Origin of the sequence: Tianweitania populi (assembly GCF_014652875.1) — a bacterium.
Classification (GTDB): Bacteria; Pseudomonadota; Alphaproteobacteria; order Rhizobiales; family Rhizobiaceae; genus Tianweitania; species Tianweitania populi.
Genome location: NZ_BMZQ01000001.1, coordinates 1,389,858 through 1,407,315, shown reverse-complemented (window position 1 = coordinate 1,407,315; position 17,458 = coordinate 1,389,858). Strand labels below are relative to the sequence as shown.

Sequence of the window (17,458 nt, the reverse complement as noted above, 5' to 3'; positions counted from 1 at the left end):
TTTGTCCGTTCGGTCAAAATTGCCGGCGAAAATGGTGTGGAATCCCAAGCCATTGCCGTGGTGCGCGCACGGGGTGAGAGCAAGGAGACTGAAGCATGCTGAACCGGGTTAACGCACCCAACGACCTTTCCGCTTTCTGGATGCCATTCACATCCAACCGGCAGTTCAAGCAGTCGCCGCGCATGCTCGTGGCGGCCAAGGACATGTATTATACGACGGCCGATGGCCGCCAGGTTCTGGACGGCACCGCAGGCCTTTGGTGCGTCAATGCCGGCCACTGCCGGCCGAAGATCACTGAGGCAATCCAGCATCAGGCTGCCGAGCTCGACTACGCTCCGGCCTTCCAGATGGGGCATCCCATCGCCTTCGAATTCGCCAACCGTCTTGTCGATATGGCGCCGGATGGGCTGGACCATGTGTTCTTCACCAACTCCGGCTCCGAGTCGGTCGAGACCGCGCTGAAAATCGCGCTGGCTTATCAGCGGGTCAAAGGGCAGGGCTCGCGCACCCGTTTGATCGGCCGCGAGCGCGGCTATCACGGCGTGAACTTCGGCGGCATCTCGGTTGGCGGCATCGTCGGCAACCGCAAGATGTTCGGCACGCTACTGACCGGCGTTGACCACCTGCCGCATACGCATCTGCCGGCCAAGAACGGCTTCACCAAGGGCGTGCCGGAGCATGGCGCTGAACTCGCCGACGAGCTGGAGCGCATCGTCACGCTGCATGATGCCTCCACCATCGCGGCCGTGATCGTTGAGCCGGTTTCGGGCTCCACCGGCGTGCTCATTCCGCCAAAAACCTATCTCGAGAAGCTGCGCGCCATCTGCGACAAGCACGGCATTCTCTTGATCTTCGACGAGGTCATCACCGGCTTCGGCCGCCTCGGCACGCCGTTTGCGGTCGACTATTTCGGCGTGAAGCCGGACATCATGATCACCGCCAAGGGCGTCACCAACGGCGTCATTCCGATGGGCGCGGTGTTCGTCACCAGCGAGATCCACGACGCCTTCATGAGCGGCCCCGAGCATCTTATCGAGTTCGCCCACGGCTACACCTATTCCGGCAATCCGATTGCATGCGCGGCCGGTCTCGCGACGCTCGAGACCTACAAGGAAGAGGGTCTTCTTGAACGCGGGCCTGAGCTCGCTCCATACTGGGAGGAAGCGCTGCATTCGCTGAAGGGCGAGCCGCACGTCATCGACATCCGCAATATCGGCCTGGTCGGCGCGATCGAGCTGGAGCCGATCGCCGGCGAGCCGACGAAACGGGCTTTCTCCGCCTTCATCAAGGCCTTCGAGCGCGGCGCGCTGATCCGTACGACCGGCGACATCATCGCTCTGTCGCCGCCGCTGATCATCTCGAAGGTACAGATCGACGAGCTGATCGACCATGTCTGCGCGGTGCTGCGGGCGGTGGACTAAAGGGGACAATCGCTGCGGCGGACCATCGTGCCGCCGCAGCGATGAGACTGCAACGAAGTTGCTTTGGGGAGCAATGAATGGCCGCGCCCGGCGAGAACCTTCGCATCAATTCCGACCGGCTTTGGGACAGCCTGATGGACATGGCCAGGATCGGCCCTGGCATCGCTGGCGGCAACAACCGCCAAACGTTGACCGATGAAGACGCGGAAGGTCGCAAGCTCTTCCAGTCGTGGTGCGAGGCTGCCGGCCTTTCCATGGGCGTGGACGAGATGGGCACCATGTTCTTCCGCCGCGAAGGTACGGATGCGGATGCCCTGCCGGTCTATGTCGGCAGCCATCTCGATACGCAGCCCACCGGCGGCAAGTTCGACGGTGTACTAGGTGTGCTGGGCGGGCTCGAAGTCATCCGCTCGCTTGATGATCTCGGCATCAAGACCAGGCACCCGATCGTCATAACCAACTGGACCAACGAGGAGGGCGCCCGTTTCGCCCCGGCAATGCTCGCGTCCGGCGTGTTCGCTGGCGTGCTGGAACAGGACTATGCCTATGACCGTACCGACGCCAAGGGCAAGCGCTTCGGCGACGAGCTGGAGCGGATTGGCTGGAAGGGCGAGGAGCCGGTCGGCGCGCGCAAGATGAAGGCGTTCTTCGAGCTGCATATCGAGCAGGGCCCGATCCTCGAAGACGAAGGCCTTGACATCGGCGTCGTCACCCACGGCCAGGGTCTGAAATGGCTGCAGGTCACGCTTACCGGCAAGGAAGCGCATACCGGCTCGACCCCCATGCCCAAACGCCGCAATGCCGGCCTCGGCATGGCCCGCATCACCGAGCTCGTGCATGAGATCGCCATGGACTACCAGCCGGACGCGGTCGGCGCGATCGGCCATATGGAAGTCTATCCGAACTCCCGCAACATCATCGCAGCCAAGACCGTCTTCACGATCGACATCCGCTCGCCCGACAAGGAAACGCTGGACGAAATGGATGCCCGGATCCGTGACGGCATCGTGACCATCTGCGAGGCGCTGGAAATCACCGCCGAGGTCGAGCAGGTCGGCCATTTCGATCCGGTCACCTTCGACGAAACCTGCGTCAAAGCCGTGCGCGATGCCGCCGACCGGCTCGGCTACACCCATCGCGACATCGTTTCAGGCGCTGGCCACGACGCCTGCTGGATCAACCGCGTCGCACCAACCGCAATGATCTTCTGCCCTTGCGTGGATGGCTTGAGCCACAACGAGGCGGAGGAGATATCGAAGCAATGGGCAGGGGCGGGCTGTGATGTGCTGTTTCATGCCGTTTTGGAAACGGCGGAGATCGTGGGGTAGGGGCGGCTGATGATGTTTGGAGCTTGGCGCGAAGGAACCCCCACCCTTTATCCCTCCCCTCAAGGGGGAGGGAGGCGTCACCGTCGCGCTTCGCTGAGCAACGTCTTCGACTGGCAGTTCGACCTCCACATGGGTCATGATCATCGTCCAACGTCTCAGGGGGTAGGGCGGCTGACGATGTTTGGAGCTTGGCGTGAGGCTACCCCCACCCTTTATCCCTCCCCTCAAGGGGGAGGGAAGCGTCTCCGTCGCGCTCAGCTCGACAGTGTATTCGTCTGGCGCTTCGGCCCCAGAATCCCCCTCCCCCTTGAGGGGAGGGGTAAGGGGTGGGGGTCCCTGAAGCGCACCACCTCTCCCACCAAGGCGCAGGCATCCTGATGCCCACGGAGATAACCACCCAAGCCATCAAGCGCGCCCGGCAATTCCGCCGATCCATGACCGACGGCGAAAAGAAACTCTGGGCAGAGCTAAAACAGTTCCGCCAATGGTATGGCATCCATGCCCGCAAGCAGGTTCCGCTCGGTCCCTACACCGTTGACTTCGCCATCCACGCGCATCGACTGGTCATAGAAGTCGATGGCGAGCATCATTTTACGCCCTCCGGCCTTCGGCGTGATGCCGCGCGCGACGCCTGGCTGCGAAACGCTGGCTATCGTGTCCTGCGGTTCACAACCGGCGAGATTTCAGACGAGTTCGACGGTTGCGTGGAGCAGCTTCTATCCGAACTCGCCGTCACCAGACGCTTTTCACCTGTCTTCCAAGGTGTCGCTCACACACCAGCCAACCTCGCTCCAACCTAGCGAAAGCGACCATCTTTGACGGGCAATAAAAACACGGGGAACTCCATGTCCAAAGTCATCAAGAACGGCACGATCGTCACCGCAGACCGCACCTACAAGGCGGATGTGCTGATCGAGGGCGGCGTCATCAGCAAGATTGGCCAGAACCTGTCCGGCGACGAGAGCTTCGACGCGACCGGCTGCTATGTGATGCCCGGCGGGATCGATCCGCACACCCATCTCGAAATGCCGTTCATGGGCACCTATTCCGCCGATGATTTCGAAAGCGGCACGCGTGCCGCCCTTGCCGGCGGTACCACGATGGTGGTGGATTTCTGCTTGCCCAACCCCGGCCAGTCGCTGCTTGATGCGATCAAGATGTGGGACAACAAGTCGGTAAAAGCTGCGACCGACTACACCTTCCACATGGCGATCACCTGGTGGGGCGAGCAGGTCTTCAACGAGATGTCGCAAGTGGTCGATCGCGGCATCAACACGTTCAAGCACTTCATGGCCTATAAGGGGTCGCTGATGGTGGATGATGACGAGATGTTCTCGTCCTTCCAGCGCTGTAGCGACCTCGGCGCGCTGCCGCTGGTTCACGCCGAAAATGGCGATGTGGTCGCGGCGCTCAGCCAGAAGCTGCTTGCCGCCGGCAACAACGGGCCGGAAGCCCATGCCTATTCACGCCCGGCGGAAGTCGAGGGCGAGGCGACCAACCGCGCGATCATGATCGCCGATATGGCCAACTCGCCGCTCTATGTCGTGCATGTCTCCTGCGAGCAGAGCCACGAAGCCATTCGCCGCGCGCGCCAGAAGGGCATGCGCGTTTTCGGCGAGCCGCTGATCCAGCACCTCGTGCTCGACGAAACCGAGTACTTCAACAAAGACTGGGACCATGCCGCGCGGCGCGTGATGAGCCCGCCCTTTCGCAACAAGCAGCATCAGGATTCGCTCTGGGCCGGCCTGCAATCCGGCTCCCTGCAGGTCGTCGCGACCGATCACTGCGCCTTCACGACCGAACAGAAGCGCACCGGCCTCAACGATTTCACCAAGATCCCGAACGGCACCGGCGGCTTGGAAGACCGGCTCCCGGTTCTGTGGACACGCGGCGTCGTCACCGGGCGGCTGACCATGAACGAGTTCGTGGCGGTGACCTCCACCAACATCGCCAAGATCCTCAACATGTATCCCAAGAAGGGCGCGATCCTTGAGGGGTCGGACGCCGACATCATCGTGTGGGATCCGAAGCGCTCCAAGACGATCTCGGCCGGCAACCAGCAGTCGGTGATCGATTACAACGTCTTCGAAGGTGTCGAAGTCACCGGCCTGCCGCGCTTCGTGTTCACGAGGGGCGAGTTGGCGATCACCGAAGACAAGGTCGACGCCAAGCCCGGTCATGGCGAGTTCGTGGCGCGCGAGCCTTTCGCCGCCGTCAACCGCGCGCTGTCGACCTGGAAGGAAATCACAGCACCGCGCAAGGTCGAGCGCGCGGGCATTCCCGTGTCGGGAGTTTGACAACCCTTCATGGACATGCAGGCCAGCCAACCCAGCCACGCCACCGTCTCTGCGCCCTCCGTCATTTCGGCGGCGGGGCTTGGGCTCACCTTCCAGACCAATGACGGCCCGGTGCGCGCGCTTTCGGACGTCAATCTTACCATCAACAAGGGCGAGTTCGTTTCCTTTATCGGCCCGTCGGGCTGCGGCAAGACAACCTTCTTGCGTGTCATCGCCGATCTCGAACAGCCGACCGACGGCACGATCAGCATCAACGGCATGAGCCCGCGTGAAGCGCGCGAGCGGCGTGCTTATGGCTATGTCTTCCAGGCGGCGGCACTTTATCCCTGGCGCACGATCGAAAAGAACGTCGCGCTACCCCTGGAGATCATGGGCTTCTCGGATGCGGAAAAGCGCGAGCGTATCGCCCGCACTTTGGCGCTGGTGAACCTCACCGGCTTCGAGAAGAAGTTTCCGTGGCAGCTCTCGGGCGGCATGCAGCAGCGCGCCTCCATCGCCCGCGCTTTGTCGTTCGATGCCGATCTTCTGCTGATGGACGAACCCTTCGGCGCGCTGGACGAGATCGTGCGCGATCACCTCAACGAGCAGCTGTTGCAGCTTTGGGCGCGCACGGAAAAGACGATCTGCTTCGTGACCCACTCCATACCGGAAGCCGTTTATCTCTCAACGCGCATCGTCGTGATGTCGCCGCGACCGGGGCGCGTGACGGATGTGATCGAGTCCACCCTGCCGCGTGAGCGCCCGCTCGATATCCGCGAAACGCCAGAATTTCTCGCCATCGCCGCGCGCGTCCGCGACGGTCTGCGCGCCGGCCATTCCTATGATGATTAGGCGCGTAAAGCCATGAGCGAGGCACGCGGCAACAGGATCATCCCCGTTCTGGTCATGCTGATCGCGATCGTTGCGATCTGGTATGCCGGCACTTACTTCATGAATGCGCCGTTCCAGCGCGACCTCGACCGAAGGGCAGGGGTGACGCGCTCCAGCGGTGACTTGTTCATCGCGACCATGACGCAGCCCAAGCCGACGCTGCCCGCGCCGCATCAGGTCGCCACCAACTTCTTCGAGAACACGTTTCTTCGGAAGATCACCAGCAATCGCAGCCTGATCTATCATGCGGGCGTGACACTTTCTTCGACCCTGCTCGGCTTCGTGATCGGCACGGTGCTGGGCATCCTGATCGCCGTCGGCATCGTGCATTTCACCTCGCTCGATCGCAGCCTCATGCCCTGGATCATCGCGTCGCAGACAATCCCCATTCTGGCGTTGGCGCCCATGATCATCGTGGTTCTGGCGGCGGTGAACCTCACCGGCCTGCTGCCCAAGGCGCTGATCTCGACCTATCTGTCCTTCTTCCCCGTCGCGGTCGGCATGGTGAAGGGCTTGCGCTCGCCCGAGATCATCAATCTCGATCTCATGCACACCTATCATGCCTCGAAAGCGCAGACCTTCTGGAAGCTCCGACTGCCGGCTTCCGTGCCGTTCCTGTTTGCGTCCATGAAGGTGGCAATCGCGGCGAGTCTCGTTGGCGCCATCGTCGGCGAATTGCCCACGGGTGCGGTCGCCGGCATCGGTTCCAAGCTGCTCGCCGGCTCTTATTACAGCCAGACGATCGACATGTTCGCGGCCCTCGTTGCCGGCAGCCTCGTGGCCGTGCTTCTGGTTACCGCAGTCGATGTCGTCGGCGCCATCGTGCAACGCCGAATGGGAGCGCGACCGTCATGATGCGCGCTTTATCGTGGCAATCCCTCGTCGCCGTGCTCCTCCTTCTGGCGGCACTCTTCCAGCTGCCCTTGGCCAATGTGCCGATCGCCATGACGGCGCCGGCGGTCGCATGGACCACGCTGATCCTGGTCTACGGGTTTCTCTTAGCCGGCATCGGGGCCGATACCTTCATGCGATCGCGCTTGTGGCGTGGCATTGTTTTGTTCTTGTGCGCCCATCTCGCCACCGTCTTTCTTTTCACCCTCATTTCGGATGAAAACGGACTGGCGCGGCCGGGTTTTTATGTTGTTCTCGCGGCCTGCTGGCTGCTTGCCTGGCGCTGCGTTGAGATCTTGTCCGGCCTTCAGCCGCGCAGCCGTGCCGGGCGCATCATCCTTGCGCTGATCATCCCCGCGATCTTCGGCGCCTGGATCCTGATCATCTGGGAAGCGGTCACGCGCGGCCTCGGCATCCCCTTCATCCTCCTCCCGCCACCAAGTGCCGTATTTACTAAGCTGATATTCTCGCTATCGGTCATAGCGGCAGACGTGAACCAGACCATCTTCAAGGCGGTGCTTGCCGGCTACCTCATGGGCTGTGCATCGGGCTTCGTCGCGGCGATCCTTGCCGACCGCTTCCCGTTCATGCGGCGCGGCCTGCTGCCGATCGGCAACCTCGTTTCGGCCCTGCCCATGATCGGCATCGCGCCGATCATGGTGATGTGGTTTGGCTTCGACTGGCAGTCCAAGGCCGCCGTCGTGGTCATCATGACCTTCTTCCCCATGTTGGTGAACACGGTAGCGGGGCTCGCCGTCACCTCCACCATGGAACGCGATCTGATGCGCACCTATGCGGCTGGCTACTGGCAGACCTTGTTCAAGCTGCGCTTGCCGGCCGCCGGCCCGTTCGTTTTCAACGCGCTCAAGATCAACTCGACTCTGGCGCTGATCGGCGCGATCGTGGCTGAGTTTTTCGGCACGCCTGTGGTGGGCATGGGTTTCCGCATTTCGACCGAAGTCGGGCGCATGAATGTCGACATGGTCTGGGCGGAAATCGCAGTGGCCGCGATCATCGGCTCGCTGTTTTATGGCGGGGTGGCTTTGGTGGAGAGAGCCGTCACGTTCTGGCATCCGTCTTTCCGGAACGGGAAGGCGTAACTTCAGAGGGAACAAGAAAAATGAAGCGTCTGACGGGAATTCTGATGGCGAGCGCGCTGTCGATGGCGGCCCTGCCGGCCTTTGCGGCCGACGAGGTCACCTTGCAGCTGAAGTGGGTCACGCAGTCGCAGTTCGCGGGTTATTACGTGGCCGAGGAAAAAGGCTTCTACGACGAGGAAAACCTCGACGTCACGATCAAGCCGGGTGGGCCGGACATCGCGCCGGAACAGGTGATCGCCGGTGGCGGCGCCGATGTGATCGTGGACTGGATGGCCCCTGCACTCGCTGCGCGCGACAAGGGCGTGAAGCTGATCAACATCGCGCAGCCTTACCAGAAGTCTGGGCTGGAGATGATCTGCCCCAAGGATGGTCCGGTGAAAACCGAGGCTGACTTCAAGGGCAAGACGCTTGGCGTCTGGTTCTTCGGCAACGAGTACCCGTTCTATGGCTGGATGAACAAGCTCGGACTATCGACCGAAGGCGGGCCGGACGGCGTGACCGTTCTGAAGCAGTCCTTCGACGTGCAGCCGCTCGTCCAGAAGCAGGCCGACTGCATCTCGGTCATGACCTACAACGAATACTGGCAGGCGATCGATGCCGGCTTCAAGGCGGAAGACCTGCTCGTCTTCAACTACACCCAGCTCGGCAACGACATGCTGGAAGACGGCCTCTACGTCATGGAAGACAAGCTCTCGGACGCGGCCTTCAAGGACAAGATGGCGCGCTTCGTGAAGGCCTCCATGAAGGGCTGGAAATACGCCATGGAAAACCCGGACGAGGCTGCCGAGATCGTGGTCGACGCTGGCGGCCAGGACGAAAACCATCAGAAGCGCATGATGGGCGAAGTCGCCAAGCTGCTTGGCGACGCATCCGGCAAGCTCGATCCGGCCGCTTACGAGCGCACGGCCAAGCTGGTGGTGGACCAGAAGATCGTGAGCAAGGCGCCGGAAGGTGGCTACACCACAGAGATCTTCGACGCCGCCAGCAAATAGGCCAGTGCTTCATCAATCAAAGAAAAGGGCGGCTCCAGGCCGCCCTTTTTGCATCTTCGTGCTGTGATCCACCCGGATCAGTGCGCGGCGGCCGCGCCCGGACCGTGGATGCCAGCCCAGCCGAGATAGGTTTCAAGGAAGCCAAGCTGCTCCGGAAACTCGCCGATCGCGCCTTCAGCCAGCATCTTGATCGCGACATACAGAATAACCAGCAGGCCGAGCCAGGCGATCCAGCGATACTTGTGCAGGAGCCGCGCGACAAAGGTTGCCGCGAATCCCATCAAGGCGATTGAAAGCACCAAGCCTACGATCAGAACGGTCGGATGCTCCATCGCCGCACCAGCCACAGCCAGCACGTTGTCGAGGGACATCGAAACGTCGGCGATGACGATCTGCCATGCGGCTTGGGCGAAGGTCTTGCGCTTGCCATGTGGAATGCCGTCGTCGCGACCTTCGAGCGCCTCATGCGCTTCGTCTTCTTCCGCTGGAGAAACGCTCAGTTCGCGATACATCTTCCAGCAGACCCAGAGCAGCAAGAGACCGCCGGCAATCAGCAAGATGGGCCCGATGGCAAGCAGCCAGGACGTGATGAGCGCAAAGCCGATGCGCAAAACGGTTGCGGCAATGATGCCGACGAGAATGGCTTTCTTGCGCTGGTCTGCTGGAAGGCCAGCGGCCGCCAGGCCTATGACGATCGCATTGTCGCCTGCCAAGACCAGATCGATCGCCATGACTTGAAGCAGGGCCCAAAAGCCGGCGGCGGTAAAGATTTCCATTAGTCGCTTTCACCCCTCACGTCAGTCTCACGTGGCCTGACATCTGTGTGAGGCTTTTAACGGCGGATCGAGGCAAGTGCCAAGATCAAATGCGAAGGAAGATCTCCAAATCTTGACCCAAATTACCGCCTGTTCCGTATGTCGCTCAAGGTCCGGGTCGGCGTCAGCGCTTCTGGATCCAGCTTGATCTCGATAACTGCCGGCTTGCCGCTTGTTCTCGCCCTCTGAAAAGCCGGTGCGAAGTCGGCGGTCGTCTCGACCGTCTCGCCATGCCCGCCGTAAGCCCGCGCCAGAGCGGCGAAGTCCGGATTGTTGAGCGTCGTGCCGGAGACGCGGCCCGGATATTCCCGCTCCTGATGCATGCGGATCGTGCCGTAGATGCCGTTGTTCACGACGATCACGATGATCGGCAGGTCGTACTGGATGGCGGTAGCGAACTCCTGTCCGTTCATCAAGAAGCAGCCGTCGCCGGCAAAGGCGATCACGTCGCGTTCCGGGAACAGGCGCTTGGCGGCAACGGCGGCCGGCGTGCCGTAGCCCATCGAGCCGGATGTGGGGGCGGCTTGCGTGGCATAGCGGCGGAACTTGTGGAAGCGGTGGATCCAGGTCGCGTAGTTGCCCGCACCGTTGCACAGAATGGCGTCCTCGCCGAGCACCTCGCCGAGATGCTGCATAATCGGTCCCATCTGCACCGCGCCGGGGCCGGTCTGCGGCGGCGTCGACCAGGCGAGATAGGCTTGATTGAGCGCCTTGGTGTTCTCATTCCAAGCCGGCGCCGCCTTCGGCTTCAGCGCGGCAAAGGCTTGTGCGAAGGCCTCCGGCGAGGCGTTGATGGCGAGCGTCGGACGATACACGCGGCCAAGCTCATTGGCGTCCGCATGCACATGCACCAGCGTCTGATCGGGGTAGGGGCTTTTGATCAGCGTGTAGTCGGAAGACGGCATCTCGCCGAAGCGCCCGCCAACCAGCAGCACGAGATCGGCCTGCTTGATCGCGGCTGCCAGCTTTGGGTTCGGCCCAATGCCGACATCGCCGGCATAGTTTGGATGGCTGCTGTCGAACAGCATCTGGCGGCGGAAGGAGCAGCCGACCGGCAGGTTCCAGCTTTCCACGGCCTTGGTGAAGGCGGCAACGGAACTCTCGCTCCAGCGCGTGCCGCCGAGAATGACGAAGGGTCGCTCGGCCTTTTCGAGCAGCGCCTGCAACTCGCTCATCTGCCCCGCACCCGGCACGGTTTCCACCGGCGTATAGGGCAAGGCCGCCGGCGCCTCGACCTCGTCCAGCAGCATGTCTTCGGGCAAAGCGATGACGACCGGTCCGGGACGGCCGGAGGTGGCCACGGCAAACGCGCGCGTCACGAGTTCAGGAATGCGCGCTGCGTCTTCGATCTCGACAACCCACTTGGCCAGCGATCCGAACACCGCCTTGTAGTCGACTTCCTGAAACGCCTCACGATGCCTGATGCCACGCGCGATCTGGCCGACGAACAGGATCATCGGCACCGAATCCTGCATCGCGATGTGAATGCCGGGCGAAGCGTTGGTGGCGCCGGGGCCGCGCGTCACGAAGCAGATACCGGGCCGGCCGGTCAGTCGGCCTTCGCTGTCGGCCATCATCGCCGCGCCGCCTTCCTGGCGGCAGATGATAGTGTCGATAAGGGAATCATGCAGCGCATCAAGGACGGCGAGGTAGCTTTCGCCCGGCACGCAATAGATCTGTTTGACGCCGTTTGCCTCAAGTGCGTCGACGATAAGCTGTCCGCCGGTCTGCATGCTGGTCCCCCCACAAGCTCTGATGGTGCTTGCCTAACAAGCCTGAAGCCGGCTGTCACCGCGTTGCGGTGACGCGATCCGCCCAGGCCAGGAAATCAGCGGTGATGATGTTTCGATTCAACTCGTTGAGGGATTCGTGGCGCGTTCGCTCGTAAAGCCTTGTTTTCAGATTCGAAAAGCCGAGCTGCTCCAGCCTTTCTGCCAGAGCGCGCGTGGCCTTTCCGTCCTCGGTCGCGGGATCTTCCAGCCCGCCGACCAACTGCAGTGGCAGGGTTCTAGGCACTGACTTGAACCCGGCATCATCCGCGCCGGCAAAGATCAGCGCGAACAGGTCCTGCCATAGAGACACACTAGCGTCCCACCCGCAAAGCGGATCGGCAATGTAAGCGTCGACCTCGGAGGCATCGTGGCTCAACCAGTCGAACTCCGTGCGGGCATGCGGAATGGCCTTGCCCCAGGCGCGAAAAGTCAGCCGAGGCAGGATCTGCGAGGGCACGTCCGAGCCCATACGAAAGCGCTCCAAGCCAAGCAGGGCACGGGCGAGGCGGCCCTGCAGACCGGCTGAAAAATTGGCGTTCCAGATTGCAGCGGCCTGCATCTTTTCGGGAAAGCGCTGCACGAGGTTGAGCGCGATCAGCCCGCCCATGGAATGGCCGAAGCAGATCACCAGCAGTCCAGGATAGTCCTTGGCGGCCAGATCAAGCACGGCCGCCGCATCCTCCAGCACCAGCCGCGCGCCGTCAGTCTGCGCGAAGCGGCCGAGCGGCGCGCCAGGTGCCGTGGTCGCACCGTGTCCGCGATGATCATGCGCCAGCGTATGATAGCCGCGTTCAGCCAGCGCTTGAGCAAACCGCGCATAGCGCCCGGCATGTTCAGCAAGGCCGTGGTTGATCTGCACCACGCCGCGCGGCTCCTGCGCCTCCTTGCGATAGAGCCGCAAAGCCGCATCGGACGGCGTGTGGAACGTCTCGACCCGGTCGAAACTCATACCCGGTTCCCACAGGCGTGCCGCCATCTGCCCTTACGCATTGCCCCGATCCTCCCTTTGGCTTACATAGCGCGCAATTCACCGCACGATCAGGGATTGGAATAGCGCGCAATGGCACGCCAGTTCATCTATCATATGTCCGGCCTGTCCAAGGCCTATGGCACCAAGAAGGTGCTCGAAAACCTTCATCTGTCTTTCTACCCGGATGCCAAGATCGGTATCCTCGGCCCGAACGGCGCCGGTAAGTCGACCGTCCTGAAGATCATGGCCGGCCTCGACAAGGAGTGGACCGGCGAAGCCTGGCTCGCTGAAGGCGCGACCGTCGGCTATCTGGCGCAGGAGCCCGAGCTCGATCCGGCGCTCAACGTCAAAGGCAACGTCATGGAAGGCGTCGCCAAGAAGACGGCGATCATCGACCGCTACAACGAACTCATGATGAACTACTCGGATGAAACGGCCGACGAGGCCGCCAAGCTGCAGGACATCATCGACGCCCAAAATCTGTGGGATCTCGAACAGCAAGTCGAGATGGCGATGGAAGCGCTGCGCTGCCCGCCGTCCGATGCTGACGTGACGCAGCTTTCGGGTGGCGAACGTCGCCGCGTGGCACTGTGCCGCTTGCTTCTGCAGCAGCCGGACCTGCTCCTCCTCGACGAGCCGACCAACCATCTGGACGCCGAGACCACCGCCTGGCTGGAAAAGCACCTGCGCGCTTATCCTGGTGCGGTGATGATCATCACCCACGATCGCTACTTCCTCGACAATGTCACAGGCTGGATCCTCGAGCTCGATCGCGGCCGCGGCATTCCTTACGAGGGCAACTACACCAAGTATCTCGATGCCAAGGCCAAGCGCCTGATCCAGGAAGGCCGCGAAGACGATTCGCGCCAGAAAGCGATCTGGCGTGAGCGCGAATGGATCGCATCCAGCCCCAAGGCGCGTCAGACCAAGTCAAAGGCCCGCATCAAGGCCTATGAGGATCTGGTTGAACAGGCAGACAGCCGTCGCCCCACCGATACGCAGATCGTCATTCCGGCCGGCGAGCGTCTCGGTCAGGTCGTTATCGAGGTCACCGATCTCGACAAGAGCTTTGGCGATCGTTTGCTGATCGAGGACCTGAACTTCAAGCTGCCTCCGGGCGGCATCGTCGGCGTCATCGGTCCGAACGGCGCGGGCAAGACCACGATGTTCAAGATGATCACCGGCCAGGAAACGCCCGATGACGGCACGATCCGCGTCGGCGAGACCGTGAAGCTCGGCTATGTCGATCAGAGCCGTGACGCGCTCGACCCGAACAAAACCGTTTGGGAAGAGATTTCCGGCGGCGCCGAAGTCATCAAGCTCGGCAAGCACGAAGTGAACAGCCGCGCTTACTGCTCGTCCTTCAATTTCCGGGGCGGCGACCAGCAGCAGAAGGTCGGCAACCTGTCGGGTGGTCAGCGCAACCGCGTCCACCTCGCCAAGATGCTGAAGAACGGCGGCAACGTCCTGCTGCTCGACGAACCGACCAACGATCTCGACACCGAAACCCTCGGCGCGCTCGAAGATGCCCTGGAAGCCTATGCAGGCTGCGCGGTGATCATCAGCCACGATCGCATGTTCCTCGACCGCATGGCCACCCACATGCTCGCCTTCGAAGGCGACAGCCATGTGGAATGGTTCGAAGGCAACTTCGAGGAATACGAGAAGGACAAGGTCCGCCGCCTTGGACCGGAAGCGGTGAACCCAAGCCGCGTTACCTACAAGCGGCTGACGCGCTAAAGCGACATTGCGAGGCGCCCCTTAGCGCTATACCTGTATAGCAAATTGGAGCGCCTCTCATGTTAGCTTTGCGACTTCCAGCCGAACTGGAACAGCGTTTGGAAGATCTTGCCCGAAAGACCGGTCGGACAAAGAGCTTCTACGCGCGTGAAGCCATCGTCGAGCACATCGATGATCTGGAGGATCTGTATCTCGTTCGTGAGCGGCTGAGCGACGATCCGGAATACGTTTCCTTTGACGAGGTCGTAGAGAACCTGGGTCTTGATCCCGCCGACCTGAAGCGCAATTAGCGGTGGGCTGGAAGGTCCGCTTCGAAAAGCGCGCCGAGAAAGACCTTCGGCGTCTCGGGCACACCGCTCAGGTCCGGATTCTGCAATTCGTCCGAGAGCGCTTGGTTGAAACGGATGATCCACGCGCAGTCGGCGAAAGCCTGCATGGACCACTCGGCGAGTACTGGAAATATCGCGTGGGTGAGTATCGTTTGATCGCGGCGCTGGAAGACGACATCGTCACGATCTCGATCATTCGCGTCGGTCACCGTGGAGACGTTTACAGATGACGATGACGCGCGACTGGTCCGCTGCGCAATATCTGCTTTATGCCGATGAGCGCACGCGGCCGGCGCGCGATCTTCTGGCCCAGATCCCGGTCGACGATGCTAGGCACGTCGTCGACATCGGTTGCGGGCCGGGCAATTCCACCGAACTCCTCGTCGCCCGCTGGCCTCAAGCTGAGATCAGCGGCTTCGACACATCGCCGGCGATGCTGGCGGATGCCCGCAAGCGGTTGCCGGATGTCGCCTTCTTCGAGGGCGACGCGGCGACGTGGATGCCGGACGACGGCACTGACGTCACCTTCGCCAACGCGATCTTTCAATGGTTGCCGGATCACCAGCAGGTTCTCGCTCGCATCCTCGGCGGCATGAAACCCGGCGCTGTCCTGGCCGTGCAGATGCCTGATAATTTGGCCGAGCCCACGCACCGGCTGATGAGCGAAACCGCTCGTGCCATGCCGTTCGCCGCCAAGCTCGCGGGTGCCGCGCGCGATCCACTGCCGCCGGTTTCTACCTATTACGATGCGCTGACTGCCTGCGGTGCATCGGTCGATATCTGGCACACCATCTACAATCACCCGATGAAGGATGCGGCGGCGATCGTGGAGTGGGTGAAGAGCACGGGCTTGCGGCCCTTCCTCGCGCCGCTGAATGACGGTGAACAGGCGCTGTTCCTGCATGCCTACCAGACGGCGATCGACGCGGCCTATCCGTCGACCGCCGATGGCACGCGGCTGCTGCGCTTTCCGCGCCTGTTCATAGTCGCCCGCAAGAGCTAGCTCCGCATTGCCTGTCATGGTTAAAGCCGCTTAAATAAGCCTGACATGAATTAGCTCGCACTTGATCCCAAGCTTGTGCGAGGTCAGGAAGAACAAGCATGAAGCGCGTGGTCATCAGCGGCATCGGGGCCGAAATCCCGACGGCCTCCATCAGCAATGATGAACTGGTGGCGACCTTCAATGGCTGGGTCGAGCGGGAAAATGTTGGCCGCACAGAGCGGGGCGAGCAGCCGCTGCCGGGCTCAACCAGCGCCTTTATCGAACACGCCTCCGGCATCCGCGCTCGCCGCGTGCTTTACCCCGAAGGCGTGCTCGACATCGACCGGATGGCGCCAGTCATGCCGCGGCGCGAAGACCATGAAGTGTCCATTCAGTCTGAATTCGGTGCTGCTTCCGCACGCAAGGCGCTGGCGGATGCGGGCCGGGCGGCTGCCGATGTCGACATGGTCATTTGCGCCTCCTCGCATCTGCAGCGCATGTATCCGGCGGTCGGCATCGAGATCCAGCAGGTGCTGGGAACGTCGGGCTCGGCGATCGATCTCAGCCTTGGCTGCTCTTCGGCAGCCGGCGGTCTGCATACGGCCTTCAACCTCGTGCGCTCCGGTGCGCAGAAGTGCGTGCTGGTTTGCACGCCCGAGCTGATCACCGGCCATCTCGACTTTCGCGACCGGCAAACGCACTTCATCTTCGGCGACGCATCCGTTTCCATGGTGGTGGAAGCGCTGGAGGATGGCGAAGAGCGCGAAGGCTGTTTCGAGGTGCTGGACACCCGTCTTTGGACGCAGTTTTCCAACAATATTCGCTCCAACTTCGGCTATCTCGCCCGGCTCACCCAGGCCAACCCGTCCGTGCTCGACATGGAAGGGCTGATGATCACGCAACTCGGCAACAAGGTGTTCAAGGAAGTCACCCATGCCGGGCATGAGTTCATCATCGACTTCCTGCGCGACAATGGCCAGACGCCGGAAGATATTCGCCGCTTCTGGCTGCATCAGGCCAATGCCCGCATGAACGGCATGATCCTGCGCCTGGCTTTCGGTAGGGATGTGGACAACGACCGTGCGCCCATCGTCCTGGGCGATCTCGGCAACACCGCTGCGGCTGGTGTTATCGTGGCGCTGGATATGCATCATCGCGACATGCAGCGCGGCGATTATGGCCTGATCTGCGCGTTCGGCGCTGGTTATTCGATCGGCGGTGCGCTGTTGCGCAGACTGTGATCCACATAACGAGCTGATGGGTCATTCAGCGCAATTGGCTGGACAGTCAAGTGCTGTCGCTTCATGGATGAAGCTCGCTCAACCGGACCGCTCCCGATGCACGATCTGTTTCCGCGCACGCTCGACGACTTCAAGATCATGCCTGGCAAGCAGCTGAAAGGCCGCGTCGCCGGCCTGTTCGTGGCGCCGGATCGCGACTTCGTCACGCAAGCCGTCGACAGCCTCGACCTCACCTTCGAAGGCATTCCCGGCGATTACCATGAGGGCTTTACCCGCCGCTCGGGCGGGCGCGAGCCGTGGTATCCGCGCAAGACCACGATGCGCAACGAGCGCCAGTTGTCCCTCGTCGCGCCCGATGAGCTGGCCGAGATCGCCCGCCGCATGGATCTGCCGGAAGTGCGCTCCGAATGGGTCGGCGCCAACCTCCTGATCGACGGCGTGCCGCATTTGTCCATGCTGCCGGCCGGCACGCTGATGTTCTTCAAGAACGGCGTGACGCTGAAGATCGACGCGCAGAACGGTCCGTGCAGGGATGCCGGTCGTGCCGTGGGTGAGGGCGCCGGCGTGGCTGATGTGCAGGGTGCTGCGCTGCTCTTCCCGAAGGTCGCAAAGCGTTTGCGCGGCATTGTTGCCTGGGTGGAAAAGCCCGGCACGATCCAAACAGGCGAAACGGTTTCGCTTCGCCTGCCCGAACAGTGGATCTATTGAGC

At 62.0% G+C, this 17,458-nt stretch carries 17 protein-coding genes; 14 read left to right on the top strand and 3 right to left on the bottom strand.

Annotation, left to right across the window (positions count from 1 at the left end; all coding sequences use genetic code 11):
- The first annotated feature begins 95 nt into the window (after positions 1–95).
- The 8 genes from IE166_RS06975 (at position 96) to IE166_RS06940 (ending at position 8,899) form a co-directional block, all read left to right on the top strand.
- Positions 96–1,421 carry an aspartate aminotransferase family protein gene (locus tag IE166_RS06975; RefSeq protein ID WP_189502730.1) on the top strand — a complete coding sequence of 442 codons (1,326 nt, stop codon included), beginning with the start codon at positions 96–98 and terminating at the stop codon, positions 1,419–1,421.
- Between the two features lie 77 nt (positions 1,422–1,498).
- Positions 1,499–2,749, top strand: coding sequence for a Zn-dependent hydrolase (locus IE166_RS06970; protein WP_189502729.1), 1,251 nt, complete (start codon positions 1,499–1,501; stop codon positions 2,747–2,749).
- Between the two features lie 377 nt (positions 2,750–3,126).
- The gene (locus IE166_RS06965; protein WP_189502728.1) at positions 3,127–3,549 is read left to right on the top strand and encodes an endonuclease domain-containing protein; all 423 of its coding nucleotides are present in this window, start codon (positions 3,127–3,129) and stop codon (positions 3,547–3,549) included.
- Between the two features lie 45 nt (positions 3,550–3,594).
- The gene (gene hydA, locus IE166_RS06960; RefSeq protein ID WP_189502727.1) at positions 3,595–5,046 is read left to right on the top strand and encodes a dihydropyrimidinase; all 1,452 of its coding nucleotides are present in this window, start codon (positions 3,595–3,597) and stop codon (positions 5,044–5,046) included.
- A 15-nt stretch (positions 5,047–5,061) separates the two neighbouring features.
- Positions 5,062–5,877 carry an ABC transporter ATP-binding protein gene (locus tag IE166_RS06955; protein WP_189503278.1) on the top strand — a complete coding sequence of 272 codons (816 nt, stop codon included), beginning with the start codon at positions 5,062–5,064 and terminating at the stop codon, positions 5,875–5,877.
- 54 nt (positions 5,878–5,931) lie between these two features.
- On the top strand, positions 5,932–6,771 hold the full coding sequence (locus IE166_RS06950) for an ABC transporter permease (protein ID WP_385965126.1): 840 nt from the start codon (positions 5,932–5,934) through the stop codon (positions 6,769–6,771).
- Entirely contained in the window at positions 6,771–7,907 is a 1,137-nt protein-coding gene (locus IE166_RS06945; RefSeq protein WP_189503277.1) for an ABC transporter permease, read from the top strand. Before IE166_RS06950 ends, IE166_RS06945 begins: the two co-directional genes overlap by 1 nt.
- 20 nt (positions 7,908–7,927) lie before the next feature.
- Positions 7,928–8,899 (top strand): ABC transporter substrate-binding protein, encoded by a 972-nt coding sequence (locus IE166_RS06940; protein WP_189502725.1) that lies wholly within the window; start codon positions 7,928–7,930, stop codon positions 8,897–8,899.
- A gap of 77 nt (positions 8,900–8,976) precedes the next feature.
- Here the strand turns inward: IE166_RS06940 and IE166_RS06935 are convergent, their stop codons facing one another.
- The 3 genes from IE166_RS06935 to IE166_RS06925 form a co-directional block, all read right to left on the bottom strand.
- A complete protein-coding gene (locus IE166_RS06935) occupies positions 8,977–9,675 on the bottom strand; it encodes a TerC family protein (RefSeq protein WP_189502724.1) in 699 nt (232 codons plus the stop codon).
- Positions 9,676–9,797: 122 nt separating this feature from the next.
- On the bottom strand, positions 9,798–11,447 hold the full coding sequence (locus IE166_RS06930; protein ID WP_189502723.1) for a thiamine pyrophosphate-binding protein: 1,650 nt from the start codon (positions 11,445–11,447) through the stop codon (positions 9,798–9,800).
- 55 nt (positions 11,448–11,502) lie between these two features.
- The gene (locus IE166_RS06925; RefSeq protein WP_189502722.1) at positions 11,503–12,435 is read right to left on the bottom strand and encodes an alpha/beta fold hydrolase; all 933 of its coding nucleotides are present in this window, start codon (positions 12,433–12,435) and stop codon (positions 11,503–11,505) included.
- A 111-nt stretch (positions 12,436–12,546) separates the two neighbouring features.
- Between IE166_RS06925 and ettA the strand changes: the two genes are divergently transcribed.
- The 6 genes from ettA (at position 12,547) to IE166_RS06895 (ending at position 17,456) form a co-directional block, all read left to right on the top strand.
- On the top strand, positions 12,547–14,196 hold the full coding sequence (gene ettA / locus IE166_RS06920) for an energy-dependent translational throttle protein EttA (RefSeq protein WP_189502721.1): 1,650 nt from the start codon (positions 12,547–12,549) through the stop codon (positions 14,194–14,196).
- Positions 14,197–14,255: 59 nt separating this feature from the next.
- The gene (relB, locus tag IE166_RS06915; protein WP_189502720.1) at positions 14,256–14,486 is read left to right on the top strand and encodes a type II toxin-antitoxin system RelB family antitoxin; all 231 of its coding nucleotides are present in this window, start codon (positions 14,256–14,258) and stop codon (positions 14,484–14,486) included.
- A 2-nt stretch (positions 14,487–14,488) separates the two neighbouring features.
- Complete coding sequence (locus tag IE166_RS06910; protein ID WP_189502719.1) at positions 14,489–14,755, top strand: type II toxin-antitoxin system RelE family toxin; 267 nt, start codon at positions 14,489–14,491, stop codon at positions 14,753–14,755.
- Complete coding sequence (gene tam / locus IE166_RS06905; RefSeq protein WP_244641348.1) at positions 14,752–15,528, top strand: trans-aconitate 2-methyltransferase; 777 nt, start codon at positions 14,752–14,754, stop codon at positions 15,526–15,528. Before IE166_RS06910 ends, tam begins: the two co-directional genes overlap by 4 nt.
- A gap of 98 nt (positions 15,529–15,626) precedes the next feature.
- Positions 15,627–16,748, top strand: a complete 1,122-nt coding sequence (locus tag IE166_RS06900; RefSeq protein WP_189502718.1) for a beta-ketoacyl-ACP synthase III — start codon at positions 15,627–15,629, stop codon at positions 16,746–16,748.
- Positions 16,749–16,844: 96 nt separating this feature from the next.
- Entirely contained in the window at positions 16,845–17,456 is a 612-nt protein-coding gene (locus IE166_RS06895; protein WP_189502717.1) for an MOSC domain-containing protein, read from the top strand.
- Positions 17,457–17,458: the final 2 nt, after the last annotated feature.